This window comes from Mycobacterium sp., from assembly GCF_052144515.1.
Taxonomy (GTDB): domain Bacteria; phylum Actinomycetota; class Actinomycetes; order Mycobacteriales; family Mycobacteriaceae; genus Mycobacterium.
On the sequence record NZ_JBKQQD010000517.1, the window covers coordinates 1 to 26,777 of the forward strand.

31 protein-coding genes and 3 pseudogenes are annotated in these 26,777 nt (G+C 65.5%); 18 read left to right on the plus strand and 16 right to left on the minus strand.

The window, feature by feature from the left end:
* Positions 1 to 128: pseudogene (locus ACLP9N_RS34830) on the minus strand (TetR family transcriptional regulator); the annotation flags it as partial.
* Between the two features lie 44 nt (positions 129 to 172).
* On the opposite strand from ACLP9N_RS34830, the gene ACLP9N_RS34835 reads away from it, so the two are divergent.
* On the plus strand, positions 173 to 1,309 hold the full coding sequence (locus ACLP9N_RS34835) for a phosphotransferase family protein (protein WP_442411660.1): 1,137 nt from the start codon (positions 173 to 175) through the stop codon (positions 1,307 to 1,309).
* Positions 1,309 to 2,424 (plus strand): hypothetical protein, encoded by a 1,116-nt coding sequence (locus ACLP9N_RS34840; protein ID WP_442411661.1) that lies wholly within the window; start codon positions 1,309 to 1,311, stop codon positions 2,422 to 2,424. The genes ACLP9N_RS34835 and ACLP9N_RS34840 overlap by 1 nt, the downstream gene beginning before the upstream one ends.
* Here the strand turns inward: ACLP9N_RS34840 and ACLP9N_RS34845 are convergent.
* Positions 2,421 to 3,437, minus strand: a pseudogene (locus tag ACLP9N_RS34845) (TIGR03617 family F420-dependent LLM class oxidoreductase); the annotation flags it as partial. The gene ACLP9N_RS34840 and the pseudogene ACLP9N_RS34845 overlap by 4 nt on opposite strands.
* Positions 3,438 to 3,481: 44 nt before the next feature.
* Between ACLP9N_RS34845 and ACLP9N_RS34850 the strand changes: the two are divergent.
* Positions 3,482 to 4,828, plus strand: coding sequence for a flavin monoamine oxidase family protein (locus tag ACLP9N_RS34850; RefSeq protein ID WP_442411662.1), 1,347 nt, complete (start codon positions 3,482 to 3,484; stop codon positions 4,826 to 4,828).
* Here the strand turns inward: ACLP9N_RS34850 and ACLP9N_RS34855 are convergent.
* Positions 4,823 to 5,806, minus strand: a complete 984-nt coding sequence (locus tag ACLP9N_RS34855) for an alpha/beta fold hydrolase (RefSeq protein ID WP_442411663.1) — start codon at positions 5,804 to 5,806, stop codon at positions 4,823 to 4,825. The genes ACLP9N_RS34850 and ACLP9N_RS34855 overlap by 6 nt on opposite strands.
* Positions 5,807 to 5,975: 169 nt before the next feature.
* On the opposite strand from ACLP9N_RS34855, the gene ACLP9N_RS34860 reads away from it, so the two are divergent.
* Positions 5,976 to 7,337: a flavin monoamine oxidase family protein gene (locus ACLP9N_RS34860; protein ID WP_442411699.1), complete on the plus strand. Its 1,362-nt coding sequence runs from the start codon at positions 5,976 to 5,978 to the stop codon at positions 7,335 to 7,337.
* 3 nt (positions 7,338 to 7,340) lie between these two features.
* Here the strand turns inward: ACLP9N_RS34860 and ACLP9N_RS34865 are convergent, their stop codons facing one another.
* Positions 7,341 to 8,132, minus strand: a complete 792-nt coding sequence (locus ACLP9N_RS34865) for a hypothetical protein (protein WP_442411664.1) — start codon at positions 8,130 to 8,132, stop codon at positions 7,341 to 7,343.
* Between the two features lie 150 nt (positions 8,133 to 8,282).
* On the opposite strand from ACLP9N_RS34865, the gene ACLP9N_RS34870 reads away from it, so the two are divergent.
* Both ACLP9N_RS34870 and ACLP9N_RS34875 read left to right on the plus strand, forming a co-directional pair.
* Entirely contained in the window at positions 8,283 to 8,711 is a 429-nt protein-coding gene (locus tag ACLP9N_RS34870; protein WP_442411665.1) for a hypothetical protein, read from the plus strand.
* Positions 8,712 to 8,718: 7 nt separating this feature from the next.
* The gene (locus ACLP9N_RS34875) at positions 8,719 to 9,420 is read left to right on the plus strand and encodes a TetR/AcrR family transcriptional regulator (protein WP_442411666.1); all 702 of its coding nucleotides are present in this window, start codon (positions 8,719 to 8,721) and stop codon (positions 9,418 to 9,420) included.
* Between the two features lie 2 nt (positions 9,421 to 9,422).
* On the opposite strand, the gene ACLP9N_RS34880 is transcribed toward ACLP9N_RS34875, so the two are convergent.
* From ACLP9N_RS34880 to ACLP9N_RS34890, 3 genes are all read right to left on the minus strand, one after another.
* Complete coding sequence (locus ACLP9N_RS34880) at positions 9,423 to 9,866, minus strand: SRPBCC family protein (protein WP_442411667.1); 444 nt, start codon at positions 9,864 to 9,866, stop codon at positions 9,423 to 9,425.
* A gap of 65 nt (positions 9,867 to 9,931) precedes the next feature.
* Complete coding sequence (locus ACLP9N_RS34885) at positions 9,932 to 11,116, minus strand: glycosyltransferase (protein WP_442411668.1); 1,185 nt, start codon at positions 11,114 to 11,116, stop codon at positions 9,932 to 9,934.
* Between the two features lie 105 nt (positions 11,117 to 11,221).
* Positions 11,222 to 11,980, minus strand: a complete 759-nt coding sequence (locus tag ACLP9N_RS34890; RefSeq protein WP_442411669.1) for an STAS domain-containing protein — start codon at positions 11,978 to 11,980, stop codon at positions 11,222 to 11,224.
* 450 nt (positions 11,981 to 12,430) lie between these two features.
* Between ACLP9N_RS34890 and ACLP9N_RS34895 the strand changes: the two genes are divergently transcribed.
* The 6 genes and pseudogenes from ACLP9N_RS34895 (at position 12,431) to ACLP9N_RS34920 (ending at position 16,130) form a co-directional block, all read left to right on the plus strand.
* Complete coding sequence (locus ACLP9N_RS34895) at positions 12,431 to 12,688, plus strand: DUF7218 family protein (protein ID WP_442411700.1); 258 nt, start codon at positions 12,431 to 12,433, stop codon at positions 12,686 to 12,688.
* 16 nt (positions 12,689 to 12,704) lie between these two features.
* Entirely contained in the window at positions 12,705 to 13,433 is a 729-nt protein-coding gene (locus tag ACLP9N_RS34900; protein ID WP_442411670.1) for a glycosyltransferase, read from the plus strand.
* An 83-nt stretch (positions 13,434 to 13,516) separates the two neighbouring features.
* Positions 13,517 to 14,239 carry a PIG-L deacetylase family protein gene (locus tag ACLP9N_RS34905; protein WP_442411671.1) on the plus strand — a complete coding sequence of 241 codons (723 nt, stop codon included), beginning with the start codon at positions 13,517 to 13,519 and terminating at the stop codon, positions 14,237 to 14,239.
* Positions 14,236 to 14,862 carry an SAM-dependent methyltransferase gene (locus tag ACLP9N_RS34910; RefSeq protein ID WP_442411672.1) on the plus strand — a complete coding sequence of 209 codons (627 nt, stop codon included), beginning with the start codon at positions 14,236 to 14,238 and terminating at the stop codon, positions 14,860 to 14,862. The genes ACLP9N_RS34905 and ACLP9N_RS34910 overlap by 4 nt, the downstream gene beginning before the upstream one ends.
* Positions 14,862 to 15,634, plus strand: a pseudogene (locus ACLP9N_RS34915) (endonuclease/exonuclease/phosphatase family protein). Before ACLP9N_RS34910 ends, ACLP9N_RS34915 begins: the two are co-directional and overlap by 1 nt.
* 184 nt (positions 15,635 to 15,818) lie before the next feature.
* Positions 15,819 to 16,130, plus strand: a complete 312-nt coding sequence (locus tag ACLP9N_RS34920; protein WP_442411673.1) for a hypothetical protein — start codon at positions 15,819 to 15,821, stop codon at positions 16,128 to 16,130.
* A 23-nt stretch (positions 16,131 to 16,153) separates the two neighbouring features.
* Here the strand turns inward: ACLP9N_RS34920 and ACLP9N_RS34925 are convergent, their stop codons facing one another.
* Positions 16,154 to 16,477 carry a DUF3349 domain-containing protein gene (locus tag ACLP9N_RS34925; protein WP_442411674.1) on the minus strand — a complete coding sequence of 108 codons (324 nt, stop codon included), beginning with the start codon at positions 16,475 to 16,477 and terminating at the stop codon, positions 16,154 to 16,156.
* 316 nt (positions 16,478 to 16,793) lie between these two features.
* A complete protein-coding gene (locus tag ACLP9N_RS34930; protein WP_442411675.1) occupies positions 16,794 to 17,321 on the minus strand; it encodes a hemerythrin domain-containing protein in 528 nt (175 codons plus the stop codon).
* Positions 17,322 to 17,451: 130 nt separating this feature from the next.
* On the opposite strand from ACLP9N_RS34930, the gene ACLP9N_RS34935 reads away from it, so the two are divergent.
* Positions 17,452 to 17,700 carry a hypothetical protein gene (locus tag ACLP9N_RS34935; RefSeq protein ID WP_442411676.1) on the plus strand — a complete coding sequence of 83 codons (249 nt, stop codon included), beginning with the start codon at positions 17,452 to 17,454 and terminating at the stop codon, positions 17,698 to 17,700.
* Positions 17,701 to 17,805: 105 nt separating this feature from the next.
* Positions 17,806 to 18,795: a sensor domain-containing protein gene (locus tag ACLP9N_RS34940; protein WP_442411677.1), complete on the plus strand. Its 990-nt coding sequence runs from the start codon at positions 17,806 to 17,808 to the stop codon at positions 18,793 to 18,795.
* A 14-nt stretch (positions 18,796 to 18,809) separates the two neighbouring features.
* Here the strand turns inward: ACLP9N_RS34940 and ACLP9N_RS34945 are convergent, their stop codons facing one another.
* The 5 genes from ACLP9N_RS34945 to ACLP9N_RS34965 all read right to left on the minus strand — a co-directional run bounded on the left by ACLP9N_RS34945 (position 18,810) and on the right by ACLP9N_RS34965 (position 22,100).
* Positions 18,810 to 19,568 (minus strand): SDR family oxidoreductase, encoded by a 759-nt coding sequence (locus ACLP9N_RS34945; protein ID WP_442411701.1) that lies wholly within the window; start codon positions 19,566 to 19,568, stop codon positions 18,810 to 18,812.
* A 74-nt stretch (positions 19,569 to 19,642) separates the two neighbouring features.
* Positions 19,643 to 19,930 carry a cytochrome C oxidase subunit IV family protein gene (locus ACLP9N_RS34950; protein WP_442411678.1) on the minus strand — a complete coding sequence of 96 codons (288 nt, stop codon included), beginning with the start codon at positions 19,928 to 19,930 and terminating at the stop codon, positions 19,643 to 19,645.
* A gap of 3 nt (positions 19,931 to 19,933) precedes the next feature.
* A complete protein-coding gene (locus ACLP9N_RS34955; RefSeq protein WP_442411679.1) occupies positions 19,934 to 20,512 on the minus strand; it encodes a cytochrome c oxidase subunit 3 family protein in 579 nt (192 codons plus the stop codon).
* Complete coding sequence (locus ACLP9N_RS34960; RefSeq protein ID WP_442411680.1) at positions 20,512 to 21,324, minus strand: hypothetical protein; 813 nt, start codon at positions 21,322 to 21,324, stop codon at positions 20,512 to 20,514. Before ACLP9N_RS34960 ends, ACLP9N_RS34955 begins: the two co-directional genes overlap by 1 nt.
* A complete protein-coding gene (locus ACLP9N_RS34965) occupies positions 21,321 to 22,100 on the minus strand; it encodes a hypothetical protein (RefSeq protein ID WP_442411681.1) in 780 nt (259 codons plus the stop codon). Before ACLP9N_RS34965 ends, ACLP9N_RS34960 begins: the two co-directional genes overlap by 4 nt.
* A gap of 126 nt (positions 22,101 to 22,226) precedes the next feature.
* Here ACLP9N_RS34965 and ACLP9N_RS34970 point away from each other — a divergent pair, with 126 nt between their 5' ends.
* From ACLP9N_RS34970 to ACLP9N_RS34985, 4 genes are all read left to right on the plus strand, one after another.
* Positions 22,227 to 22,823, plus strand: coding sequence for a TetR/AcrR family transcriptional regulator (locus ACLP9N_RS34970; protein WP_442411682.1), 597 nt, complete (start codon positions 22,227 to 22,229; stop codon positions 22,821 to 22,823).
* A gap of 339 nt (positions 22,824 to 23,162) precedes the next feature.
* Complete coding sequence (locus ACLP9N_RS34975) at positions 23,163 to 23,549, plus strand: acyl-CoA reductase (protein WP_442411683.1); 387 nt, start codon at positions 23,163 to 23,165, stop codon at positions 23,547 to 23,549.
* On the plus strand, positions 23,546 to 24,298 hold the full coding sequence (locus ACLP9N_RS34980; RefSeq protein ID WP_442411684.1) for a TetR family transcriptional regulator: 753 nt from the start codon (positions 23,546 to 23,548) through the stop codon (positions 24,296 to 24,298). Before ACLP9N_RS34975 ends, ACLP9N_RS34980 begins: the two co-directional genes overlap by 4 nt.
* On the plus strand, positions 24,298 to 24,639 hold the full coding sequence (locus tag ACLP9N_RS34985; protein WP_442411685.1) for a hypothetical protein: 342 nt from the start codon (positions 24,298 to 24,300) through the stop codon (positions 24,637 to 24,639). Before ACLP9N_RS34980 ends, ACLP9N_RS34985 begins: the two co-directional genes overlap by 1 nt.
* A gap of 14 nt (positions 24,640 to 24,653) precedes the next feature.
* On the opposite strand, the gene ACLP9N_RS34990 is transcribed toward ACLP9N_RS34985, so the two are convergent.
* Both ACLP9N_RS34990 and mdlC read right to left on the minus strand, forming a co-directional pair.
* On the minus strand, positions 24,654 to 25,049 hold the full coding sequence (locus tag ACLP9N_RS34990) for a tautomerase family protein (protein ID WP_442411686.1): 396 nt from the start codon (positions 25,047 to 25,049) through the stop codon (positions 24,654 to 24,656).
* Positions 25,050 to 25,067: 18 nt separating this feature from the next.
* Complete coding sequence (gene mdlC / locus ACLP9N_RS34995; protein WP_442411687.1) at positions 25,068 to 26,681, minus strand: benzoylformate decarboxylase; 1,614 nt, start codon at positions 26,679 to 26,681, stop codon at positions 25,068 to 25,070.
* Between the last annotated feature and the right edge of the window lie 96 nt (positions 26,682 to 26,777).

The window sequence follows — 26,777 nt, forward strand, 5'->3', positions numbered from 1 at the left end:
CTGAGGTTCGAATAGCCGATCTCCACAAGCAGTTCCGCGGTCGCCGACAAGATGGCCGAGTCGATCCGCGGATCCCGGGGCCGCCCGGCGCCGGGGGCCTTGTCAAGGGTGGGTGGGTCTGCTTTCATAACGCTACCTACCGTATCGTAATTGCCTCGAGAAGGAGGCACGTGTGGCCGATGAACCAACGCTCGACAACGTCGAGCGACTTCAGCGCTCCAGCCGCGACGTCACCACCTTGCCGGCGGTCATGTCGAAATGGCTGTCAACCCTGCTGCCCGGTGGGGCGCTACCACAGGTAACCGTCGAGAGCGGTGTCGACTCGACCGGCATGTCGTCGGAAACCATCATCTTGACCGCCCGCTGGCAGGAGGGCGGGCGGCCGGTCGAACAAAAACTGGTCGCCCGGGTGGCGCCCACCGCCGAGGACGTGCAGGTCTTCCCGACGTACCGGCTCGACCACCAATTCGAAGTGATACGAAAGGTCGCCGAACTCACCGACGTCCCCGTCCCGCGAGTGCGCTGGATCGAGACCACCGGCGACGTGCTCGGCACACCCTTCTTTGTGATGGATTACGTCGACGGCGTGGTGCCCCCCGACGTCATGCCCTACACCTTCGGCGGCAACTGGTTCGCCGATGCGCCGGTCGAACAACAGCGAAAACTGCAGGATGCCACCGCCGGGGTGCTGGCGAAGCTGCACTCAATTCCGGATGCGGAGAAGACGTTTGACTTCCTCACCGAGGGCCAGACCGGTGACACCGCGCTGCGCAGGCACTTCAATTGGGTGAAGTCCTGGTATGACTTCGCGGTGCCCGACATCGGCCCCTCGCCGCTGATCGAGCGGACTTTCGCGTGGCTGCAAGACAACTGGCCGGCTGAGGTGGACGCGCGCGAGCCGGTGCTGCTCTGGGGCGACGCCCGGGTGGGCAACGTGCTGTACCGCGACTTCGCACCGGTGGCGGTGCTCGACTGGGAGATGGTGACGCTAGGACCACGCGAGCTTGACGTCGCCTGGATGATCTACGCGCACATGGTCTTTCAGGAGCTGACCGGCCTGGCGGGGCTACCGGGACTACCCGAGGTGATGCGTGAGGAGGACGTCCGCGCCACCTACCAACGACTCGCCGGAGCCGAAATCGGCGACCTGCGATGGTTTTACGTCTACTCGGGCGTGATGTGGGCCTGCGTGTTCATGCGTACCGGCGCGCGCCGGGTGCACTTCGGCGAGGTGGAAGAGCCCGACGATGTCGAATCGCTGTTCTACCACGCGGGATTGATGAAACGTCTCATCGGAGAGGACAACTAATGCTCGGACCGCTTGACGAGTTCCCGGTACATCAGCTTCCCCAGCCGATTGCGTGGCCGGGTTCGTCGGACCGCAATTTCTACGACCGCTCCTACTTCAACGCTCACGACCGCACCGGAAACATCTTCGTGATCAGCGGTATCGGCTATTACCCCAACCTCGGCGTCAAGGACGCCTTCGTGCTCATCCGGCGCGCGGACACCCAGAGCGCGGTGCACCTGTCCGACGCCATCGACCAGGACCGGCTGAACCAGAACGTCAACGGCTACCGAATCGAGGTCATCGAGCCCCTGCACAAACTGCGGCTGATCCTCGACGAAACCGAGGGCGTCGCGGCCGATCTCACCTGGGAGGGCCTGTTCGACGTCGTCCAGGAACAGCCCCATGTCCTGCGCTCCGGCAACCGGGTGACGCTTAACGCGCAGCGCTTCGCCCAGCTCGGCAGCTGGAGCGGCCGGATTGCCGTCGACGGCGAAGAGATCGCCGTCGACCCGGCAACCTGGCTCGGCAGCCGCGACCGCTCCTGGGGCATCCGGCCGATCGGCGAGCCCGAACCCGCCGGCCGGCCCGCCGACCCGCCGTTCGAGGGCATGTGGTGGCTCTATGTGCCGATGGCGTTCAAGGACTTCGCCATCGTCCTGATCATCCAGGAGGAGCCCAACGGGTTTCGCTCGCTCAACGACTGCACCCGGGTGTGGCGCGACGGCCGGGTCGAGCAGCTGGGCTGGCCGCGAGTCAAGATCCACTACCGGTCCGGCACCCGCATCTCCACCGGCGCCACGATCGACGCAACCGCCCCCGACGGCACACCGGTGCACTTCGACGTGGAGTCCAAGCTGCCGGTGCCCATCCATGTCGGCGGCGGCTACGGCGGCGATTCGGATTGGCTGCACGGCATGTGGAAGGGCGAGAAGTTTGTCGAACGGCTGACCTATGACATGACCGACCCGGCGGTCATCGGGCGGTCCGGCTTCGGCGTCATCGACCACGTAGGCCGCGCGCTGTGCCGCGACGGCGACGCGGATCCGGTGGAGGGCTGGGGTCTTTACGAGCACGGCGCGCTGGGCCGCCACGATCCGTCGGGGTTCGCCGACTGGCTAACGGTTGCGCCCTAAGCGGTTCGATGCAGCTCGTCGATGATCGCGGCCAGCGTACCTAACCCGATCGGCGCCGCCTGGTACAGGCACACGGTGTCGGAGATGCCGTCTACTCGATCACGGATGTGGGCCGCGATATCCGCCGGGGTACCGCAGGCCGCGATGGTGTGCATCATCTCGTCGTCGATCAGCGCGGCCATCTCCTGCCACCGGCCCTGCTTGGACATCGCATTGAGTTCGGGCTGCAGATCCTCCCAGCCGTGCGCGGCCAGCACCGGCCGGTAGGCCGGGGTCGACCCGTAGAAGGCCAGCAGGCGCCGAGTGCCCGCGTCGGCCTGTTCCCGCTCGGCGTCGGTTTCGCCCGCCGACACGATGATTTCGGGCATGATGGCGAACTCGTCGGCCTGCCGGCCGCTGGCCTGCAGGCCTTCGCGCACCGCGGGCATGGTGTTGTGGTGCAGGAACCGCTTCGAGCCGAACGGCATCACCAGCAGACCGTCGGCGTGTTCGGCGGTGGCCCGGGTCAGCTTCGGCCCCAGGGCCCCGACGTAGATCGGTGGCGGACCGTACGGGTTGGGGCCGGGGTTGAAGGTCGGTGTCATCACCGTGTGTCGGTAGTACTCGCCGCGAAAATTCAGCCGGACGCCGGTATCACCGGAATTCCAGACCTCGAAAATCGCGCGCAGGGCAGCGATCAGCTCGGTCATGCGGGCGACCGGATTGTCGAATTGGGCACCGAACCGCTTCTCGATCTGCACGCGGACCTGAGTGCCCAGGCCGAGGATGAATCGGCCGCCGCTCAGCAGCTGATGATCATTGGCCTGATGCGCCAGGTGTATCGGGTTGCGCGGGAACGCAATCGCCACATTCGTCATCAGACCCAGCCCGCCCACCGTGGCGGCCAGGGTCAGCGGAGCGAAGACGTCGTGCGGTCCTTCGAAGGTGGCAACGCCGCTGGCGCCGGCGTCGCGCAACTCACGCGCACGCTCGGCGGCATCGGTGAGCCCGTAGAGGGCGGTGAAGACTTTAACGCGGTTAGCCTACGTAATCCGCGCAATGCGGTTGACTAGAGGACGTGACAGACCCGTCCTGGATTGTCGACGTCGTGGTGGTCGGCGCGGGCTTCGCCGGGCTGGCCGCGGCCCGCGAGCTGACCCGACAGGGTCACGACGTACTGGTGTTGGAGGGCCGCGACCGCGTGGGTGGGCGATCATTCACCGGCAGCGTCGCGGGCCTGCCCGCGGACATGGGCGGCACTTTCGTCGGCCCGACCCAAGACGCCGTCCTGGCGCTGGCGGCCGAACTCGGCATCCCGACCACCCCGACCTACAACGACGGCAAAAACCTGATCCAGTGGCGCGGCTGGGCGCGCCCCTACCGCGGCAGCATTCCCAGGCTCTCGCTGACCAGCCTGCTCGACGTCGGCCGGTTGCGCTGGCAATTCGAACGCATCGCCCGCAGCGTTCCGGTGGCCGCCCCCTGGGATGCGAAGCACGCGCGAAAGCTCGACGACCTCTCGCTCGGCGGCTGGCTGCGGTCGATACGCGCCACCGCCTCGTCGCGCGACTTGATGGCCATCATGGCCCGGGTGACGTGGGGATGCGAACCCGACGAGGTCTCGATGCTGCACGCCGTCCGTTACGCACGCGCGGCCGGCGGGCTGGACCGGCTGCTCGACGTCGAGAACGGCGCCCAGCAGGACCACTTCCCGGGCGGCACCCAACAGATCGCCGAGGCGGCTGCGGCCGATCTCGGCACGCGTGTCGTGCTCAACTCTCCAGTGCGTCGCATCGACCGCCACGGTGGCGGTGTGACGATCACCTCCGACCGCGGCCAGGCCGAGGCCGGTTTCGTCATCGTCGCAATACCGCCGGCGCACCGCACCTCCATCGAGTTCGTCCCCCCGCTGCCCCCCGAGTACGACCAGCTCGCCAAGCATTGGCCGCAGGGGCGGCTCAGCAAGGCGTACGCGGCCTATTCCACGCCGTTCTGGCGAACCAACGGGTTCTCCGGCCAGACACTTTCCGACAAAGGCCCGGTGTTCATCACCTTCGACGTCAGCCCGCAAGACGACGGGCCGGGCGTCCTGATGGGATTCGTCGATGCCCGCGCCTTCGACTCCCTGCCCGCCGAGCAGCGCCGCCGCGACGCGCTGCGCTGTTTCGCGGCGCTGTTCGGCGACGAGGCGCTCAAACCTCTCGACTATGTGGATCATCGTTGGGGCGCAGAGGAATTCGCGCCGGGTGGTCCGACCGCCGCGGTACCGTCGGGGGCGTGGACACGATACGGGCAGTGGCTACGTGAACCGGTGGGGCCGATCCACTGGGCCGGCACCGAGACCGCAGACGAATGGACCGGCTTTCTCGACGGCGCCGTCAGGTCCGGCCAGCGGGCGGCCGCCGAGATCGCGGCCCTGCTATGAGCTGATCCGCCGCATTCCGGCGCGCACAGCCACCGATTCGGCGAGCACCCGCAGGTGGCGGTTCACCTCCCGGTGCTGTTCGAGCATCGAGCAGTGGCCTCCGGGCAATTCGACAAGGCTCACCACGTTGGGAGCGGTACGCGCGATCTTGCGCGACTGACCGATCGGCGTCAGTCGATCGCGTTCGCTGCCGATGACCAGGGTCGGCACCGTCAAACCGTCCAAGCTGAGGTACCGCTGGCCCAGTGAATCGACGAGCATTTTTGCGCAACCCCCGCGGCCCCGCGGTGACGTCTGTACGAACAGCTCGTGGAGGAGCTTCGCGGCCCTCGGGTCCGCCTCGGCCGCGACCGCCAGCATCGCGACCAAGTAGCGGGCCGGGATCCGGGCCACACCCGGGATCGGAAGCCCGCCGAACATATTGATCAGGCCGCGCCCGGCGATGACACGAGCCGGCGACAACTCCCGCGGAACCGACAACAGTTTCACCTTGCGCAGCAGGTCGCCGGTGGTGGTGTTGATCAGCGCGACGGCGTCGGCGCGCCGGCGGACCTTGTCGCGGTAGTGCTCCGACCAGGCGGCGATGGCGATGCCGCCCATCGAGTGTCCGGCCAGCACCGCGCGCTCGTGCGGGGCCAACGTCGCCTCCAGCACCGCATCGAGGTCGGACGCAAGGTGCTCGAGGCTGTAGCCACCACGGCGCGGCACGTCGCTTCGTCCGTGCCCGCGATGATCGAATGCGATCACCCGGTAGTCGGTGGAAAGGTCAGCGATCTGGTATGCCCAGGACCGGATCGCGCAGACGATGCCGTGCGTCAGCACGATCGGATAGCCGTCGGGCGGCCCGAAGATCTCGGTGTGCAGGGCGGTGCCGTCCGCCGCGCGGACGGTGACGCTGCGGCTCGGCGGTAGCGCGTCAGGCACTCGGTCGAAAGTGTCGACCCGTGTCCCGCCCCGTATCGATGTGCGAGCACTCATCGCCGCTCCCCCCTCGAACGCGGCCCCGTTGCCGCTTCCTGGTTGTGGCGAGTTTAACGCTCGGCCATAGAGGAACGAGCCGAATCGGCCAGACTCACGAGACGAATTTCAGCACGATCGTCCAATAAAAACGGTGAGCGTACGCGACGGATGTGAGACGCTGACAGTTGTGTCCCCGATGTCCCGTCGGGAGTTGCTGGCTGCAACGGCGAGCTTGATCGGCACCGTCGGCAGTGGGCAGGCGGCCGCCTGCGCGCCGGAACGCCGGCCGCCACCGGACACCAAATCAATCCTCGTCGTCGGCGCCGGGATGGCCGGTCTGGCCGCCGCACGCAGCCTCGCCGACGCGGGATGGCCGGTGCGGTTGATCGAAGCCCGCGACCGCATCGGCGGCCGGGTGCATACCAACCGCGACTGGGGCGTGCCGCTGGAAATGGGCGCCTCGTGGATCCAGGGCGCCAGAGACAATCCGCTGACCGACCTGGCCGACCAGGCGCAGGTGCAGACCGTCGCGACCGACTACGACGAGGTGGCAAAGCTGGCCGTGGATCCCCGGCTGCAGCCGCTGGACTATCAGGAGAAAACCTGGCGCAGGTTCGTAGAGCGGGCCCGTGACGGGGTCGACGGCGGCAGCCTGGGCTCCGCCGTCGACGCCGCGGCGACGAGCGGAAAGCTCTCCGGGTCCGAGCGCGCCCAGCTGGCCTACTACGTCAACACCGAGATCGAGGACGAATACGCGGCCGACGCGAGTCAGCTCTCCGCCACGACATTTGACACGGGCAGATACACCGGCGGCCCGCAGGTCATCATCCCCAGCGGCTACGACGCCCTGCCGCGGCTTCTTGCCAATGGCCTTCCGATCGCCCTGAATACCCCGGTGACCGCTGTCACGCGGCGTGCCGGCTCGGTCACCGTTCGGTCCGGCGACACCACGTTCGACGGCCCCGCCGCGATCGTCACCGTTCCGCTGGGGGTGCTGAAATCCGGTGCTGTCACCTTCGATCCGCCACTTCCGGAAGGACACGCGCATGCGGTGAACGCCCTGGGGTTCGGCGTGCTGTCCAAAAGCTTCTTCCGTTTCGACCGGCGAACCTGGCAGCACGAGAACGCCTTCTACCAATTCATCGGCACGCAGCCTGGGATGTGGGCGCAATGGTTCACCATGCCGACCGCCGCCGGCCCGATTGTGTCGGCTTTCAACGCCGGTGACCGTGGCCGGTCCGTGGAGTCGTCCTCCCCCAACGACCTGATCGCCAGCGCGCTGCCGATCGCTCGCCAACTCTTCGGCGACAACACCTCCCCCGTCGAGGTCCGGACATCGAGCTGGACCACCGACCCCTATGCCCGCGGCGCCTACTCATTCCACGCGCCCGGCTCCGGCCTCGACGACCGCCGCCAGTTGCAGGAACCGATCGGCGACCGGCTCTACCTGGCGGGCGAGGCCGTTGGCGTCAACAACCCCGCCACCGTGCACGGCGCAGTGCTCAGCGGGCAATACGCCGCCGCCGGGCTGATGCGCCGATTGGGTTGACGCTCAGTGCTTGCGATCGCGCACTTTGTAGGTCGACGGCCACGACTTTCGAGACTCGTCTCCGGTCAGCGGAGTTCCCATTCCGCCGACCTTGACGTTGTAGGCCTCCTTGCCCGGGCCGACTTCGCGATTGGCGTGTTCCTGGGCCAGGTAGTAGAGCTCGTCGATGGTGGCTTCGTCGTACGCGACGAATGAGGTTTCGCGGGCGACGTCGTCGATGCCGGCGAGCATCCGGTCGGGCACGAACCGCGACGCCAACGCCGCCGCGCCGAACAGCGAGAACGGAATGATCCAGAAAAAGACATAGGACAGCGGCGTCTTGGTGTCGAGCAACGAGGCACTAACACTCCCGTGATCCACAATCGGCGGGATCAGCGACGACACCGTCATGGCGGCGAACACGGCGACCCAGATCCAGGTCAGTACCCTGGCCATCCGCGCGAACAGCCCGGTCTTGACCACGTCGGCGGGCTGTTCCGCGGCGGCGTACTCGCGGGCGAACGGTTTGCCGATCAGCACGCTGACGAGCGCCACCAGGAAGATCCCCGCGTTGCCGATCGCTGGCAGCCACCGCTCCATCGACGGCTCGCTGAGCGCAAATGTCAGCACGGCCAGCACGAAAAGTGCTGTCATGGAACCGGTTTCAAGCGTCCTCCCCGGTTTCCCGGTGCTGCGCTCGATCGCGAACCCGGCGACGGCGACCGCCAGCGCGACCACGACTGCGGCTTTGAAGGGGACGTTACCGACCAGCACCCAATAGACGATCCAGGGTGCGAACCCAAACAGAATGCCCACGAAGGGTCAGTGTATGGGTGGCCGACCTGGCCGCAGCGTGGGCGGTCCGGTGATAGGGCCTGGACCGACGGTCTGCTATACCGACTAATGGTCTTGTATACCAACCATCGGTCGGTATACGCTCGCGTGGATCGCACCACGGAGGTAGCAATGAGCCCGTCAGATCAGTCGCAGATTCGTACCCGCAGGTTCGCCCGCGCGTTCGGACCGTTCTTCACCGTCGTCCCGTCCATCGTGGCTGCGCGCGCCACGACGCAGATGCCCGTTCTGCTGCACGAGTTCGCCGGCGATCCGATGTGGCAGTGGGTGCTTGGGGCCTTCCTTCTGATGTGGGGCAGCGTCATCATTGCGTTTCACCAGTATTGGCGCAGCGCCGCCGCCGTCTTGGTGTCGCTGTTGGGCTGGTTTCTCGCCATTCGCGGGGTGCTGATCCTGGCCATCCCCGACATTTACGACTCGGCCGGAAAAACCTTGGAGCAGAACGACATTCCGGTGGTGCGGGCCATCTTCGTCGGATTGGCGCTGGTAGGTCTGTACCTGACCTACGTGGGGTGGATCGCAAAACCCAAACAGCTGTAACCGCGGGATGCCGCGGGTCATTAAGCATCCCGATATCCGTCGCGCGGAACTTCTGGATCGCGCCTCGGCGCTGTTCGTGCAGCACGGCTATGACAATGTCAGTCTCAACGACCTGATCGCGGATGCCGGGGTCTCCAAAGGCGCTTTCTACCACTGGTTTCCGTCGAAAGATGAGTTGATCACCGCACTGGCCGAGCGCAGCGCCCGCGATCAGTTCGCAGCCATCGAAGAGGCGATCGCACAGTGCTGTGGCACCGCGTTGGATCGACTCAATGCGCTGTTGCGGGCGGGTTTTGACGTCAAGATGCGGATGGGCGCACCGGAGCACCTGGCCGCGATGGTCTCGCTGCTGCGGCCCGAGAATGCCCACCTCTACGGCCGAATCGTCGCAGTGAGCGAGGATCTGGTGCGGCCATTGCTGTCCCGCATGATCTCGGACGGGGTGCGAGAAGGCGTGTTTCGTACCTTCGACGCAGACGGCGTCGCGGACATGATTCTGGGCCTGTCCGCACGCGTCAACGCGAACGTCGTGCAGATAGTCGACGCGCCGGATCAGTTGGCCAGAGATCACGCCATCGACGTTTTGGTCAGCAGGCTCAAGCTGCACGGACTAACCGTCGACCGCACCCTCGGGCTACCCGACGGAAGCGTCAGCGTCCTCGACCGCGCGCAGGTCGAAACCATGGTCGGCGCGTTGCACTGCAACTAAGTTCAGGCAGCGTGGCTCTCCAGTTCCTTCGCGCATGCAGCGAAGAGCGAGAGGAAGCTCGAGCGCAGCAGCCGGTGGGTGACCGCCTCCAGCAGTTTGCCTCCCGCCCAAATCGGATGGGTGTAGTTGGTTAGCCAATCGACGTGCGTGCCGTTGCCCGATGGAGTGAACGTCAGCGTGCCGCCCTCGTGCTTGAAAGACGGGAACGAGCGAACGATGAGGTAGGAGTAGCTGTGCGGCGGGTCGTAGGCCGTAATTTCTTCGCGGAACCACGCGCCAATCCCGGCCACCTCGCGCACCGCGCCGGCGCCAGGCGCCGGCGAACCCTTCGCCCAACCGGCGTTGAAAACCAACGGAGCGGCTGCCAAATTGGCAGCGTCGGTCATCCAGTCGAAAACCTTTTCCACGGGTGCGGCGATCGTCTGCTCTAGGTGAATCTCGACCATTACACCAGGGTAGACGCCAACGCCCTAGGCATTTCAGTGCAAGGGCGCAGAAGCATTTCGAGTTCTCACTGAGTTCCCACCCGTTGCGGTGCAGCCGGCTGCGGATTGGGCGAGTTGAGCTGCCGATAGATGGTCAGCGCTTCGAACGCCATCCGGTCCCAGGTGAAGCGCGACAACGCGCGGCTACGACCCGCCGCACCCATACTTTGCCGAAGAAAGCGGTGCGCGTGAAGGCTTCTGAAGGCGCCGGCAAGTTCGGCGGGGTTGCTCGGCGACACCAGCAGCCCAGTTACGCCGTGCACTACGACGTCATCCAGCACACCGACGGGCAGCGTGACCACTGCCACTCCACTGGCCATGGCCTGTAACACCGTTGTCGCACGCGGTGGCTCGCGCGGCGTGCACGCGACTACGTCGGCAGATCGCAGCAACATTGGCAGCTCGTCGCCGGTGACCGTGCCCATGAAACGGACTCGGTCGGCCACCCCCAGCTCTGTGGCGAGGTGTTTGAGTCCGGCCCGCGCCTCGTCATGGCTGGGGTCGGTCACATCGGTTTCCGCGACAACGACTTCCGCGCCCGGAACCCTGGGCAGCGTCCGAATCATGATATCAAATCCGTTGTACGGCAGTGGATTCGGCGCTAGACAGAGAACACGATGCAGGTCACCATGCGGAAGCGCCGGCCCGACCGGACTGTATCGTTCGACGTCGACGCCCGGCGTCAGAACGGACAACCGCGCGCGCCCGTGACGCAACCTGGCCAGTGCGGCCAGATCGGCAGTGCTCTCACCGGTCACCCAGGCTGCGTTACGGGCCAAGAGCGATTCGATACGTCCGCGTTCGGTGCTGGCGTCCACCCCGTCGGCAGTGCCTGAACGCGACCTCGCCGCCAGTCCCTGGAAGGTCTGGACCGTCGGCAAATGATGCCCCCGTGCGGCCAGTTGAGCGGCCAAGCCGCCCAGCCATCCGCACGCGTGCACAATGTCGGGCTGATCCGATGACCATTTGCGCTCAAGTCTGGCCGCCCAGTCACCGACAAAAGGCAGTAACTCACGGTCGGATCGCGGCGCCTTGGGACCGACGCACGTCGCGACGATCTGATAACCCTGGTCGGTGCTTTTTCCGGCATGAAGCCGATCGCGTCGCCTGACATAGGCCGTGACCTGATGCCCCTGGGCCGCGAGCGCTGCGCAAATCGGCATGCAGTCATCACTGCCTACGTCGTCACCGGCGACAATCGCAATCTTCATGTTGCAGCATCCTTCGAACGATGGCTCGCGCATGCTGCTAGACGCGAAAACTCCGCAGAGCATCACGGATACCCGGTTCGGTAGCGGCTAAACCACGTCGCGCCACTAGAGCGGGTTGTCGCGACCGACTAACGCCCAGACCGTCTTGCCGGTTGACGTCGGAATACTGCCCCATGCATGGCACAGTGCGGAAACGATGGCCAAACCGGACACAAGTCCGGCGCCGTGGTCCGTATCTTCGTGCCGGCCCGCCGGAATTCGGCTGCCGTCCTCCACCGCGACGACAACCGTGTCTTGGTAGCTCTCGACAATCAATATCGGCGCACTGTCGGTGTGAACGAGGACGTTGTCGACGAAGATCGTCGCCACCGTGCTCGCAACTGGAATCAGATCGCCCTGGGCCCAGACGGCGAGCCTGTCGGCGATCGAGGCCCGGGCCAGACCAATACTGACCGCGTCGACGGGAAGCTGGGTCCGCACCCGCCGCCGGCGGCGGTGCAACGACCCGCCAGAGACGGTGTCGAGTGCCGACTCTTCGGTCGGATACACGGGCACATACCGGGCAACGCCGCAGCGGGCGATTGCCAACCGGCGCTGCGGACGTGCGCACACCAGCAGGATCGGCACGTCCGGCCAGGTGCTGACGTACCAGTGGGCGGTGGTTAACACCGACCACGCCGATTCGGAAGGCACGGACAGCTCGTCGACGTCAATGAGCACCGCGCTCGGCTCGTCCAGCGCGGCATCGATGATGGCATCGCGCAGCGAATGATGTGTGGTCTCGTCAAGCAGTCCAGTGACCTTCAGGACCAACACGTCGTCCCGGCGCTGCACATCAACCCCAATGAGCGGTGATTCAGCCACTGGCCTCACCTCGACGGGGATCCGTGCCCGACAGCCGCTCGCGGCCGTCGGGCAGACCCGACAGCAAGACTCCCATGGTGGGCCCGAAAGCCGCTGCCGCTGAGCGTGATAACGCGTTTATCGCAGCCTGCTTCCGCTTTCGGCCGGGCCCTGCGACAAGCAAGTACGCGTGCTTTCCTCCCCTCGCCGATGCACCGATCGAAATCCCGCCGCGCAGGCCGTCGCATCAGTTGGTCGCCTGTATCGCCACACCCTTGCTTACCCGCTAAGCGCCGCGGCAACCGCACATGCGCTGGATAGATGGGTTCGTCGACAAATTCGCCGCCGCTTCAGCCCAACACGCTGCCGGCACCTACGCATCGACTCGGTGCCGCCGTGGCGCGGGTTTGACCGCAGCCAGGCTGGGCATTCTGGCGAACAGGTCTCATCAATCTAATGGAGGTGGCGATCGTGCCGAACTCGTCGATCAAGAACGAAAAGATGTATCAGGATCTGCGCAAGCAGGGTGACTCCAAGGAAAAGGCCGCGCGGATTTCCAACGCGGCCGCCGCGCGGGGTAAGTCCTCAGTCGGCCGCAAGGGGGGGAAGGCCGGCTCCTACGCCGACTGGACCGTGCCGGAACTGAAGAAGCGGGCCAAAGAGCTTGGCATGTCGGGCTATTCCGGGCTGACGAAAGACAAGTTGGTCGCGAAGCTGCGCAACCATTGAGCAGGCGGGCTTAGCCATGTCAACTCCTCCGCTTCGCATCTACGAGCGGGCAGCCGTTGTGATTCCCGCCCGCAATGAACGGGCGAACCTGCCCGCGTGCCTGCGGGCGGTGCTCACCGCCGCACTGTGTGTTCCGATGCCGGTCACCATGGTGGTGGTCCTGGATGCCGGCGACGACGACAGCGCAAAGTTAGCCGGTCAGTACGGGCCCGATGTGCACTTCGTCAGCATCGAGGCCGGCAACGTCGGGACCGCGCGCGCGGTCGGCTTCGGTTACGCCCGCTCGCTATGCGGGGATGACACCGAGTGCTGGTACGCAACCACCGATGCCGACAGCCGAGTAGATCCGGGCTGGCTGGTCCATCAGCTGGGTCTCGACGCCGACATGGTTCTGGGCGTGGTGCGTGTCACCGACTGGCACCACCGTCCCGCCGACGTCGCTGAGCGGTATGTGCAGGCTTACGATGCGGATCCGCTATCTGATGACGGCCGGCACGAACACATCCACGGCGCGAACATGGGCTTCAGCTCCAGGGCTTACTGGCGGGTGGGTGGCTTTCGCGCGCTGTCCTCCGGAGAGGATGTCGATCTGGTCGAGCGGTTCGAGGCCGCCGGCTACCGGATCCACCGGGACGCCGAGTTATCGGTTACCACCTCGGCGCGCATCCGGTCCCGGGCCCCAGAAGGATTCGCCCACCACCTCAATCAACTCGACGACAGGACAGCGGCAGGGGATTGCGCTTGACGGGCCTGCCGCTGCGGCGTTTGCTATGTTCGGAAGGCGCCGCGAACACCGCGCGAACGGGCAACGTCGCGAGGTTCGCGGCCATGCCGCTGTCCGGCGGGGGCACGCCGGCGCGGGAGTGGTTGATACCCGAGACACTGCCGGCACTGGATCTGACCGAGTGCCCAGGTCTGATCGTCGTCGCGCCGCACCCCGACGACGAGACCCTCGGACTGGGCGCGATGGCCGCGCAACTAGCCGCGTCGGGCATCGACGTCGCGGTGGTGTCGGTCAGCGACGGCGGCGCCGCCGAGCCCGGTGCGCCGCCGTCGCAGCGGATTCGCCTGGAATCCCTGCGAAGAAGCGAACTCCTGAGTGCAACAGACGTTTTGGGGATCCGCGCGTCGGTATCCCTGGGCCTCCCCGACGGCCGATTGGCCGACCACGAGGACGAGCTCACCGATCTGCTCGCGGAGATCCTCGACGAGGCCGCGCCCCGGACCTGGTGTGCCGCCACCTGGCGCGGGGACGGGCATCCCGACCACGAGGCCGTCGGACGCGCGGCTGCGGCGGCGTGCGCACGCACCGGCGCCACGCTGCTGGAGTACCCGGTGTGGATGTGGCATTGGGCCAGCCCGACCGACCCGGCGGTGCCATGGCACCGCGCGCACTCGGTGCCCGTGCCCACCTGGGCGCGGGATCGCAAACACCATGCCGCGCAATGCTTTCGCAGCCAGTTCGAGGCAAGCGCGCAAGGCGGCGAGCCGGTGCTGCCGGCGTTCGTCCTGCAGCGGCTACTGGCGGTCGGGGAGTTGGTGTTCAGATGACCACACGATTACCGGATGCCTATTTCGACCGAATGTATGCCGGCGCTGAGGATCCCTGGGAGTTGTCGACGCGATGGTACGAGCAGCGCAAGTATGCGATAACCCTGGCGCTGCTGCCCCACCGTCGGTACCGGCATGCTTTCGAGCCCGGCTGCTCAATCGGGATATTGACCGAGCTGTTGGCGCTGCGCTGCGACCAGGTGACCGCGGTGGACGTCGCGGACGTGGCGGTGCGGACCGCCGATGTGCGGCTGCGTGATACCGGCTCCCGGGGACGAGTCACGCTGGCACGGGCGTCTCTGGACGACGCGTGGCCGCCCGGGCCCTTCGACCTGCTGGTGCTCAGCGAGGTCGCCTACTACCTGGAAGCCGACGCACTGGCCACGATATTGCGCCGCGAATGCCGCGGGCTGCAGCCGGGCGCGACCGTCGTTGCCGCACACTGGCGCCACGCCGTGGCCGACTACCCGCTCACCGGCGACGAGGCCCACGCGGTCATCGCGAAGACGCCCGGGCTGACGGCCCTGGGCTGTTACCGGGACCGCGACGTCGTCATCGAGGTGTTCGACAACGGCGACGGTCAGTCGGTGGCAGCCTGCGAAGAGGTGCCCGGGGCCTGCTGATGCGCGTGGCGACCTTCAACATCCTGCACGGCCGCACCGTCGGCGACGGGGTGGACCCGCGGCGGCTGAGGGACTGCGTGCGCCGGCTTGATTCCGACGTGCTCGCGTTGCAAGAGGTCGACTGCGACCAGCCGCGTTCGGAGCGCGCAGATCTCACCGCGGCGGCGGCTGATGCCATGGGAGCTGTGGAGCACCGGTTTGTGGCCGCGATCTCCGGCACCCCGGGGGCGACCTGGGTGGCCGCCACCGGCCGTGAACAACCCGGCACCGCCGCCTACGGGATCGCGCTGTTGTCGCGCTTTCCGGTCGCCAGTTGGCAGGTGTTGCGATTGCCACGGATCCGAATGCGGTTCCCCATGTATTTGCCTGGGCCCAACAAGGTCATGATGGTCGATGAGGAACCGCGGGCGGCGGTCATCGCGCAGGTACACACCCCGCTGGGGACGCTGACGGTGGCTAACACCCATTTGTCGTTCGTGCCCGGCTGGAATCGACGCCAGCTGCGCCGCCTGGTTCACGACCTGCGCGGCCTCCCGGGTCCACGGCTGCTAGCCGGGGACCTCAACCTCACGCACGCGGCGGTACGCCGCTGGTCGGGCATGCGGCCGCTGGCCAGCGCCGCGACGTTTCCCGCGTCCGCCCCTAACCGCCAGCTCGACCACATCCTCACCGACGACGGTTGCTTACGGGGCGGCACCGTCGAGGCCGAGCTGATGCCATCTCCGACCACCGTCCGCTGCTGGTCGACGTGGAGCGCGTGCAGCGCGTTTGACCCCTGGGTTTAGCGGGTAGATCACGCCCATGCCAGCGAATTCGAGCAGCACGCTTATTCGGCAAGGCGGCGCCGCGATCATCGGAGCGCAACGCCGTGCAGCTGGCCGGGATTCTGAAGTCGGCACATTATCCGCGGTACGAATAACCCTGGTAAGCAACCCTTCTCATAAAGAGTAAAAGGTTTGGAATACCCAAAAAACAACCCCATTGATCATGCACGTACCACCCGTCAGCATGCCGGCGAATCCTTGAAGGACGGCACCAACGCGCCTGGCCTGGGCGCGGTAGCCGTCGGTGTGGTCGCGCTGGTCGCGGGCTTGTTTGCGTTGGCGACCGGGCACGTAGCCGTGGGTCTGGCGGCCGTGATTCTGGCTGCGGTGGCCGGGGCGGCCGGCTTGACCTGGCTGGCACGCGCCCACCGCCGGGTCCGCGATGCGGAACTGCAGTGGGCGGCCAAGTATTCCGAAGAGCCTGCTCCGCCACCGACCAGCTGAACCCTCGGAACGAGTCACATCTCTCAAGAGGGGGGTGGTTGCTCCCGCAGCGGACCGCGGTGATCGCTCGACCGTCCGATCGCGGCAAGTCGGTGCTGGACGCGCGCAATGTCTTCCACCGAGGGCATCTCGTTAGTGACGCGAGTGATTTCCACCCCGATATCGGCTGTGTCGATTGGCCGACGCTGTCGCGCGATGAGTTTGCGGGTGATCGCGATGATTTCGTTGTCGGTTACCCGCCGCCTGAGCAGGGCTAGCAGCGGCACGTAGCCAGTGGCGGGCGTGCCGGCCGGGTAACCGGCTCGCAAAAAAGTGACGATCGCCGACAACCCACCGGTCAGTCTCATCGCGCACCTCGTTAATCCGCCGCGCTTCTCGGTTACGAGCAGCGGTTCTTATCCTGCCATGTATAGCCCCGCGCAGCGGTTCCAAACCACCAGTCGGCGGTTTGCAATTCGCGTACCGCAAACATAATGCGACAGCGATCATCCTCGTTGACCGTCGGCCACCTCTGAGCGGGCGTGTGCCAACACAACAGGTGTCACGCGGGTCCGTCGCGCACCTTCCACCATTTGCGATACCGCGACACCGCGACGCGACCCACCCTCTGCACCAAGGGTTTTCGCATCGGTGCGGGTAGATCGCGCCCCGATATTGCGGGGGCTAGCCCTTGCCGACGATGGCGTCGCGGGCGCGGTCGAGCATCGCCGAGGACGGCACCGCCAGCAGGTTGGCGACCTGGGATTCGACGCCCGGATGCGGTCGGGTGGGCGCGATCGCTTCGGCGACTTTGGCTGCGCGATCCTTGTTTTCGAGCTCGCCACTGCTCAATTGCTGGCCCAGCTTGCTGAACTCGTCGTACTCCTCGTGCTTCGCATGATCGAGTACGGCGTCGCGAAGTTCGGTCAGCTGGCGGGTGAAATCGTCGCTGTCGACGTCGAGTTTCTCCAGCTGCTTGAGAACCGTCTTGGCCTCATGCTCTTCGTGCAATCGCTCGTCGACCACCGCGCCACCGTTGGCGATCTTTCGCTCGGCCCGAGGGTGAACGATCTCTTCCTCGACGGTTTCGTGCACGGCCAGCAGTTGCCGAAGCTGGACGAAGGACTGCTCGCGCGTCTTCCCAGACGCCGACAGCGTCTGTTCGAACAGACCCTTGATCTGTTGGTGCTGGCTGACGAGGAAGTCGACCACATCGGTGGGCGACTTGATGGCGGTCTGTGCCGGCTACCCGTCCGCCCAAGCACCAAAACGTTGTGCGCGGCCGCCCTGCTCGCCGCGTGTAGCGGGTCGCAGGCGGGGTATGCGGCACTAAGGAGAAACCATGAGCGCGACACAAAAGCCCAGCAAAGAAGGGGCCGACGCAGAGCGGGAAGAGCAACACCACGACCTCACCATGAGGTGGGGCACGGCACTGGCGGAACGACTGCAACGTGTGGCCCGGTACAGCTCGCTGGGCCTGCTCAGCCAGGCGGACGAGCGCAGGTTTCAAGCGCTGTGCGAGGAGCTCCACACGTTGTCGGCACTGATCGATCAGTTCGAGCTCACCCAACAGGTCGGCGATAGTGGCTGATAGAACACAGCCGCGAATATCGGGGGCGGTCGTAGGGTTGTTAGAAGCCCGTGGTCGCCCGCATCGAGCGGGTGCCGGGAAGGCCGGGCCGAGGAGGACCCCTCCGTGACCAACCCGTTTAGTTACGATCCTTTGGGCCGAGCACCCATCGGGCCGCCGGCAGAACCGCCGGAGGAGTTTCCAGAACCCGCCGAACCGCCTTCCCCTCCGCGTGTCAACAGCTTCGCGACATTGTCGCTGGTGTACGCGTTCGTGTTCGCCCCCGCCGGTGCGATCCTCGGACATCTTGGCCTCGCACAAATCCGCCGCACCGGCCAACAGGGCCGCCAGCGCGCTCTGGCGGGGTTGACGCTGTCGTATGTGTTCATCGCGCTCGCCGTCGTCGGGTTGGTGGTATGGGCCACCCTGGTCGCCACCGGCTCCAATCAGACCGCGGCACCTGGGAGCGCGCCCACCGCAGCCCCCCCGCCGCCCACGGTGGCGCCGAATGACCTTACCCAGCTGTTGCCCGGCCTCGCTGACGTCAGAAACATCACGGGTGACCACAATTTGGCGGTCGGCCAAACCTGGGACCATGTCGGCCGGCACGACCGAGAAGGAAGCATCGACCGCGCGGAGTGCTGGGGAAGCATCGGGCCCGGCACACCGGACGCCTACAACGTGGAAGCCGTTTTCGGTTATCGCGCGTCAGAGTTTTCCGACAACCGCGACCCGCAGAACCCGCTGCAGGTCATCGCAGGAGTGGCAGCGTTTCGCGACGAGTCCGCGGCCCAAACACAACTGACGAACCTGCTGTCGGGATGGCGCCAATGCGGCGGCTCCGACGTGAAACTGACCCTCCCCTCCGCGCAAGTGCTGACTTTCTCGCTGGGCCTTCCCACCGATGCCGGCAACGGCATCACCACCATGGACGTGGCGACAAAGGGACTGGTGCCGCGGCACTCCGTGCGCGCGATCGCCGCCAAAGCCAACGTCGTCATCGACCTGGACCTGTCCTACGTGGCGTCGAGCGGCTCCACGACCGACCGGCCCCAGCAGGCCTCCCAACAGGCCGGAGCGATCGCCAACTTCATCCTGGGCAAGGTCCCCGGCTGACGGCCGAAGACGGCTTACGTTGCGAACGCTGGGGTGCCAGCTGGCGGGGCAGCTCGGGCAACCACTACCGGCATCGACGTTGCCGCGTTGGTGCCCAGGATCGTGTGAACCACCTCGACCAGGTCCTCCACGGGCATCAAGTTGGGCGACATACAGCCACGCGCGAGCCACATCGGGTAGGCCTGCTTGGCGAGCTCGAGGTCCCAGCCGGCGTTGAATCCCGTTTGCCCGTCACCCTCGCCGCCCGCGCATTCCCCGACGATGAGGCAGGTGAAGCCGATCTCCGGGTGCTCGGCTCGCCACGCCTCCACCAGTCTTTCGAGCGCAGCCTTGCTGACGCCGTAGGCGCCAAGGCCAGGCCAGGGCGGCCCGATCGTGCCCGAGTCGGATGAGAGGTAGACCGCCTTGCCCGCGGAGGCCGTCAAGTGTGGTACCGCCGCCGCCGTCGTGAGCGCCGCGCCCGTGACGTTGGTTTCGAAGACGCGTCGCCACGTTTCGGCATCGGTATCGACCAACCGAACGAGCGGCCCGACGCCAGGTGTGTAGACGAGGTTGTCGATGCCGCCAAGCGCATCGGCGGCTTCGTTGATGGCCGATCGGCACGAGGCCTCGTCGGTGACATCGCACTCGATGGCGACCGTGCCCGGCCCCGCCTCCGCCGCCGCGGCCTCTATACGTTCACGCCGCCGGGCGAGAAGCGCGACACGGCCACCGCGCTGCGCAAGGCCCACACCAATACAACGCCCGAGCCCGCTCGACGCGCCAACTACCACAGTTCTCGACATATCCGTCCTCATCGGTCGACAACGTTGTCGGCGAGAAACATATCCTGTTCATCCGCCGTGCACTACCGGATCGCTGTGCCGATGAAGTAACTACCGAGCAGTGCCGCGGCGATCAGCACGACCCAGGCGTCCGTCAGCCGGCACAGCAGGGCGGGGGCTTGGCGCACTTCCATGAACTCCCGAAAGATGATGCGCACCTTGATGAGTGCGATCACGATCACGCTCGACGTGACCAGCGCGCTGGGTGTAAGCGATCCGCTCAGCGAATGGTCTATCCACAAATAGCTCAGCGTGAACGACGCCAGAACGATCCACACGACCAGCAGCCTCTTGTTGAATGTGGTCTTCACTGTTCACCTCACCACGTACAGCAGCGCAAAGATGAGCACCCACAGGAAGTCGACGGTGTGCCAGTAGGTGGCGCACGTTTCCACGAGCTGTTGAGATCGCCTGGCCGGACTTCGGAGTTGATAGATGACGACACCGAGGACCACGAACCCGATCAGCAGGTGCACGAAGTGGATTCCGGTGAGGAAGAAGTAGTAGGTGAAGAAGTCGGAGCTGTCAAAGCCGTTGCCCAGCTGGATCTGTCGGGCCCACTCGAACACCTTGGAGCACAGGAACACCAGACCGAAGAACGCGGTGAGGTAGGCGTCGCGGAGGGCCGGTTGGTAGGCGCCGGCCCGGGCCGACTGGACGCAGCGCGCCACCGACCACGAGCTGAGCAGCAAAACGAGGGTGTTGAAGACGCCGATGCGCAGGTCCAGCTGCGCCTGGGAGTGCAAAAACGCCTCCGGGCTTTGGGTACGGTAGAACAGGTAGAAGCCGAAATAGGCCGTGAAGACCAACGTTTCGAATAACGCGAACGCCCACATGTCAGGCTGACCGGGCACGAACCTGGCGCGGTCGCTCTTGTCGGCTAGGTCGGCCATCAGGCCGCCGCCTTTTTCCGAGCGAGGTCGGGCAGTGGTCCGGTACCGAAGTCCTCGCGCCGAATCATCTGAAACAGCATGACGATGAAGGTGACTTGGTAGACGCCGAACACGACCATGTCCAGCCACCACGCGATCTGGCCATTCCAGGCCAACACGCCTCGTCGGAAGATCCAGCAGGGTGCCACGACGACCTCGGTGAGCGCGTTGCACAGGTTGAGATAGCCGAACCATTTGGGGAACACCCGATTCTTGTCGAGCAGAATCGCGACCATCCAGATCAGCGAGCCGATCAGGAACACTCCCATGGTTCCGTCGAAGGACAGGAACGCGAAGTCGTAGAGCCAGCCGACCGCTTCGGGGTCTCGCTCCGGTCGCAGCGTCCCGACGATCAGCGCGATACAGAGCAGCAGCATTCCGGGAACCGCACTGAGCGAGTAGATGATCAGATACGAATAGCCAAACGCGCGGCTGACGGACATGCGTCGCATCGAATACGCGATGAGGGCATTGTTGATGGCGATCATGCCACTGATGGCGAAGATGATGCCGAAGCCAAAAGGTATCCCGAGGTGGCGTTCCTGGAACCAATGGACCTGAGTCGCGAGGTCCCAGGTGGGCTGCGGCGGGGGCTGCACTTGCGCCACTATGAAGAACACCGGGAAGAAAAGGTTGTAGAAGACGACGAGTATCCCCCAGGCCAGCCACAACTCGCGCTTGGGGCTATGCCGTAAGTGCCAGGCGATCCGGTGATGCGGCGGGCCCGTGGGCGGCGTGGCCGGGGACGCCGGAGGTGTGATCACCGCACTCATGCGTCGACCAGTTCTTCTCCGCGCCTGCCGTATTCGGCGCGCTCGCGATAAACGGCCTGCCCCAGAACGACGCCCATGACGACGATCCACACGGCTATGGCGATGTTCTTCAGCCAGAACGACAGCACCCCATCCCACGCGAGCGGGCCGGTCAATGCCAGGCCGACGAAAGCCGCAGGCACCAGCGCGAGAGCCACAAGCAGGTTGAAGTGGGCCACCCAACGCTTGAATATCGGGTGCGGCTGATCGTCGAAATAGATTGCCAGGGCAAGGATCACGCTTTGCCCGATCAGAAAGGGGACGAGAATGGTGAAGGTGATCCAGGCGAAATCGTTGAGCAGCTGCGTCAGCTCCGGGTTCCGTTCCGGGCGGAAGGCCGCCAGCAGCCAGCAGATGTTGGCGATGAGAAAAAGCGTGGGCCCGCCGGCCACGCAGCCCAGCATCGCGTAGGAGAAGATCGGCGTCCGATGTGCCATCCTGCGGATCTGCATGACGATCAGGATCAGAATCGGGACGAGGCACACGCCGAACCAGTTGAACAGGATCATGCTGGAGCGGATCGCCGCCAGGTTATTCCGATAGAACGCGGCAACCTGGTCGGCCGGCATCGTGGGCGACATCGGCGACGTGAAGCCCGGGAACAGCAGAAATGCGGCGCCCCAGATGATCGCCGCCGCGGGCAACGACCACAGCAGGATCACCTCGCCATCGGTGCGTCTCAGCGCTCGTCGCTCAGGTCCCGGACCTCCCGCATCGTTCTGGGCGGCGTCGGACAATTTTGACTCCTTCCAGGGCGGCTCCTCTCCAGCACACGGCACACTGGGCTAGACCCCTTGGCTAGATTGCCGAAACTAGCCGCTCGGCTAGCCATAGGTCAATAGCCGTTCGTCTAGTCTCATTGTGTGGAATCAGCACGACAGCCGGTTACCGACGGCGAGCTGAGGGTCGTCCAGCACAGCGCCGCCCGGACGCGCGTGCTCGACGCCGCGCTGGCCCTGTTCGCCGAGCACGGCGTCAGCGGTACGTCGCTGCAGATGATCGCCGACGCGGTCGGCATCACCAAAGCCGCTGTCTACCACCAATTTCGGACCAAGGAGCAGATCGTGCTCGCGGTCACCGAGCGCGAACTCGGTCGGCTGGGACCGGCACTCGAAGAAGCAGAGGCGCACGGCGACGGACCGCAAGCCCGCGATGCGCTGCTGGTGCACGTCATCGACATGGCCGTCCGCGACCGCCGCCTGGTACGGACGTTGCAGTTCGATCCCGTCGTGGTGCGGCTGCTGGCCGAACACGAACCATTCCAGCGGTTCATGGAACGGCTCTATCGGGTGCTGTTGGGCGAAGGCGAGGACGGCGCGCTGGAGGGCGCGATGTTGTCGGGGGCGATCAGCAGCGGGGTGATGCACCCACTGGTCGGCGATTTCGATGACGACACCCTGCGCTCCAAGCTGACCGATATGTGCCGCCGCTTACTCGGCATGCCCGTCAAGACCGGCTGACTCCTCGAGATTGCAGTTGGATGCATGATTGCATTTGACTGCATTTTGGTGTTGCCGTCCGACGATGAGCGCGCCAACAACGCAGTCGGTCACGCAGTTCATGGACGACCCGATCAACTTTTTCGGGCAGTCCTATACGCAGATGCACAGCATCTCGCGCGCTGAACTCGAGGAGCTGCAGCGCCACGCGATGGGCATCCGCTTCCAGCAGCATCGCCAGAGCATCGAAATGGTGCGCAAGTTGGTGGCCGACCGGCTCGGCGTCACAGAGCTCAACGGGTTCAATCATGTTGTCCCGCTGATGTTCTCGCACACGGCGTTCAAGTCGAAGCCTACCGGGTGTTCGGCGGCGAGCGGCGCGAAGGCGCGATCGTGGTGTCGCAGTTCGACGAACCCGTCGACTACGCGGCGATGCTATCGGGCCGGGTGGCCAACATCGTGCCCGTCGACCACATCGGCCAGGTCACCCGCGCGGTGAACGCCTACACCCAGACCATCGGCATCTACCCGGAATCGCTCAAACGTCAACTGCGCGATACCCTTCCGCTGTTCGGGGCGCAACGGCTGACCAGCCTCGGCTACGCGTGCAGTGTCGCCATCGCCATGCCCCAGGACGCCATCGAGCCCATCCGCCGGATGTGCAAGTGGATCGTCGACGAGGAATGCGATCCCGAAGCCGTCATTCCGCTGTGGCGCCTGGGTCAGCAGGTTGGGATCCCGCAGTGAACCGGGCCGAGCGGCGCAAGAACGAGCTGCGCGAACGCATCCTGGCCGCGGCATTCGAACTGTTTCTGAGTCAAGGTGTTTCAGCCACCAGGATCGACGAGATCTGCGAGCGAGCCGACATCGCCAGCCGCACGTTCTTCAACCACTTCCCCACCCGGCAGGACATGGTCCGCGCGGTGGCCGAAAGCCGGCTGGTCAACCTGCACGACGTGGTCTTCGCCAGAAGCGATGAGCCGATACCGCAGCGCCTCGTCGGCGTATTCGACGACATCGCAATGACGTTGGTCGATTCCGGCGAGACCTACCGCGAGATGATCGGTGAGATGATGGCCGCGGCCGACTACGGCGCCCAACGCGGCTCACCCTTCCACGAAACGTTCGTCGAACTCGTCAAGGACGGGCTCGCCCGTGGTGAGATCCACACCCGTCACGACCCGCAGATCGTCGCGGACATCGTCGTCGGCGCCCTGTCCGGTGCGATCGTCAACTGGCGTGTCGACACCACCTACTCGCTGGTGACCAATCTGCACAATCTGGGTTTGGCGCTGGCTGGCCTGTTGGTCGGACGGATGAGCGTGTTTGGTTTTGCCACCACCGGCGACGACGTGATCGATGGGGTTGACCTGACCGGCAAGACCGCGGCCGTGACCGGCGCTTCCAGCGGACTCGGATTGCAGACCGTGGCAACACTGGCATTTGCCGGCGCACGTTCCTGGCCTACGGGCAGGCCAAATCGGCGAACATCTTGATGACAATCGAGCTGCACCGGCGCTTCGGGGCGGATGGCATTACCGCGCTGGCCGTCCATCCGGGCACCTGCGCAACCAATCTCGCCCGCTACATGGACCGCACAACCCTCAAGAAATTGTTCGCAATGAGCACCGAAACCTTCGCGCCCGAGAACATGAAGACCGTGGCCCAAGCCGCCGCCACCACCATATGGGCCGCCACCGATCCGTCCCTGGCCGAACACGGCGGGGCTTACCTGGCCGACTGCCAGATCGGCGAGGCCGACGCGGCGGCTACCGATCCCGCCACCGCGCGACGGCTGTGGGTGTTATCGCAGCAGTGGGTGGACTCGACGAGGTAAGCAATGCCCGTCAGTCAGCTGCCGGCGATCCAGGCCGCTTCCTCGCCAGGCTCGGGTAGCACACGCCCGCCTTCGACGGCAAAACTGGCCGGGCTGGTTTCAAAGACGACCAGAACCCGCTCGGAGGGGACGCCAGTCACACGGGTTACCGCAGCAGCGATTTCGGTGGCAAGGCGCGTGGTTTCGGCTTTGGGGCGACCCTCCCGTATCCAGCCACTGACGAGAATCGGACTGGCCTGTACGCCGTCGGTGTAGACGCTGTCGGCGCGCAATTCGTGAAAGACCACATTGACGTAGGTACTCGGCACGTGATTGATCTCCGAGTGCATGGTCGCAATCTCCCCCGCCAGCGCCTTTTTGGTGTCGGCGGACAACGTTGATTCATTCGTCGTGCAGGTGTAGACAGGCACGTTGACTCCTTGAGAGGCTCAGCCCAGATGCGCAGCCTGCGGTTTGGTCGGCACCACGATGACGGTGGGCCCGTCGGCCTGCAGTGCGGCGGTGAATTCGTGGGCTAAGTTCTCGGTGCTGTCCACATTGACTGCGCGGCAACCGAATCCAGTGGCGATGGAGGCGATGTCCAGGCCCGGCAGGTCCAGTCCGGGCACCCCAGGCGTCTTCTCCAATTTCGCGAACGACTTCAGGACGGAGTATTCACCATTGCGCATCACCACGTACACGATCGGTAGGCGGTGTTGGGCGGCAGTCCAAATCGCCTGCACCGAGTACTGAAAGGACCCGTCGCCGATGGTCGCGATAACGCTGCGCTTGACCCCCCGCGCGCGGTCTCCCAGAGCGACGCCGACTGCGGCGGGCACACCCCATCCGATGCCACCACTGGCCGTGGCGAAGAATCCGCCCGGACGGGCGGTGGGAAGCCATCGTAGCTGTTGGGCAATCGTCGAGGTCGATTCCGTCACCACCGGCGAATCGGCGGGTTTGACGGTGCTCAACGTCGACCACACCGCCTCGGTCGTCAGCGGCGCAGATGGCTCGGCGTCGACGGCGCTGGGACGGACCGGCGCTGGCGGGACCGGCCGGTCGCTGCGCTCTTCGATCAGGCCGACGATCTGCTCTAGCGCCAGCAAGGCATCACCGAGCAAGCTGTCGCCTACCGGCGCGGCTCCGGCCAACCCCGGATCCGAGGTGATCTGCAGCAACTCGGTGCCTTCGGGTAGGTATTCGCCGGCAACATACGGGTAGTAGCGGAAGACCTGTGCGCCGACCACGACCACCAGGTCGTGTCCGCGCAGGACGTCGGTGACGCCGGCGATGGTCATCGGCAGCTGCCCCTGATACAGACGGTGATCCTCCGGGAATGACGCCCGGTCGGGCAGCGGGCCGTTGTAGACGGGCGCACCGACCTTTTCCGCAAAGGCCACTCCGGCGTCCCAGGCGCCGCTGCGATCGACTTCAGGGCCGAAGACGAGCAGGGGGCGTTGCGAACGGTTGATCCGTTCGGCGAATCCGCGCAACCGTTGGGCATCGGGGCTGACCCGGTGGCTGACCGTTCGCACCACCGCCGGGCCCAGCGCGGGCTTCTCCCAGTCGTCGAGTGGGATCGACAAGAACACCGGCCCCGCGGGCGGTTGCAGCGCTACCGCGTAGGCGCGCATGAACGCCGCCGGCACGTCCTCGGCGCGAGCCGGCTGGTAGGCCCACTTCACCCATGGCAACGGGAGAACTGTCTCGTCTTTGTTGGTCAAATATGGTTCGCACAGCACCATTTCGCGGGTCTGCTGGCCGGCCGTGACGATCAGCGGAATGTTGCCCTTGTAGGCCGCCACCAGGCTGCCCATCGCGTTTCCCATCCCCGCAGCGGTGTGCACATTGACCAGGGCGGGCTTTCCGGTGGACTGCGCGAACCCGTCGGCCATGGCCAGCACCGACGCCTCCTGCAACCCGAGAACATAAGTGAAGTCGTCGGGGAAATTCTTCAAGAATGTCTGTTCAGTGGAGCCGGGGTTACCGAACACCGTCGTCAACTCAAGCTTGCGGAGCAGGTCGTAGGTCACTTCGTGGACGGTTCTCGCGTCTGTCATCGTCCTGCCGGTCCTTCCGTGGTCGGGCTTTCGCTGCGCGCAGCGCCGCGCTCAGATATCAGCCTCGTCAGAACCGATGACGTTGTCGATGTGCTG

What these genes read in the sequence shown, in the direction of transcription:
- mdlC (WP_442411687.1), bottom strand. Translation starts at nt 26,681, where the DNA reads ATGACAGACGCGAGAACCGTCCACGAAGTGACCTACGACCTGCTCCGC.
- ACLP9N_RS34955 (WP_442411679.1), bottom strand. Translation starts at nt 20,512, where the DNA reads ATGGCCGACCTAGCCGACAAGAGCGACCGCGCCAGGTTCGTGCCCGGT.
- ACLP9N_RS34880 (WP_442411667.1), bottom strand. Translation starts at nt 9,866, where the DNA reads ATGGTCGAGATTCACCTAGAGCAGACGATCGCCGCACCCGTGGAAAAG.
- ACLP9N_RS34870 (WP_442411665.1), top strand. Translation starts at nt 8,283, where the DNA reads ATGAGCCCGTCAGATCAGTCGCAGATTCGTACCCGCAGGTTCGCCCGC.
- ACLP9N_RS34910 (WP_442411672.1), top strand. Translation starts at nt 14,236, where the DNA reads ATGACCACACGATTACCGGATGCCTATTTCGACCGAATGTATGCCGGC.
- ACLP9N_RS34985 (WP_442411685.1), top strand. Translation starts at nt 24,298, where the DNA reads ATGACAATCGAGCTGCACCGGCGCTTCGGGGCGGATGGCATTACCGCG.
- ACLP9N_RS34875 (WP_442411666.1), top strand. Translation starts at nt 8,719, where the DNA reads ATGCCGCGGGTCATTAAGCATCCCGATATCCGTCGCGCGGAACTTCTG.
- ACLP9N_RS34925 (WP_442411674.1), bottom strand. Translation starts at nt 16,477, where the DNA reads ATGAGACTGACCGGTGGGTTGTCGGCGATCGTCACTTTTTTGCGAGCC.
- ACLP9N_RS34960 (WP_442411680.1), bottom strand. Translation starts at nt 21,324, where the DNA reads ATGAGTGCGGTGATCACACCTCCGGCGTCCCCGGCCACGCCGCCCACG.
- ACLP9N_RS34840 (WP_442411661.1), top strand. Translation starts at nt 1,309, where the DNA reads ATGCTCGGACCGCTTGACGAGTTCCCGGTACATCAGCTTCCCCAGCCG.
- ACLP9N_RS34885 (WP_442411668.1), bottom strand. Translation starts at nt 11,116, where the DNA reads ATGAAGATTGCGATTGTCGCCGGTGACGACGTAGGCAGTGATGACTGC.
- ACLP9N_RS34935 (WP_442411676.1), top strand. Translation starts at nt 17,452, where the DNA reads ATGAGCGCGACACAAAAGCCCAGCAAAGAAGGGGCCGACGCAGAGCGG.
- ACLP9N_RS34855 (WP_442411663.1), bottom strand. Translation starts at nt 5,806, where the DNA reads ATGAGTGCTCGCACATCGATACGGGGCGGGACACGGGTCGACACTTTC.
- ACLP9N_RS34900 (WP_442411670.1), top strand. Translation starts at nt 12,705, where the DNA reads ATGTCAACTCCTCCGCTTCGCATCTACGAGCGGGCAGCCGTTGTGATT.
- ACLP9N_RS34905 (WP_442411671.1), top strand. Translation starts at nt 13,517, where the DNA reads ATGCCGCTGTCCGGCGGGGGCACGCCGGCGCGGGAGTGGTTGATACCC.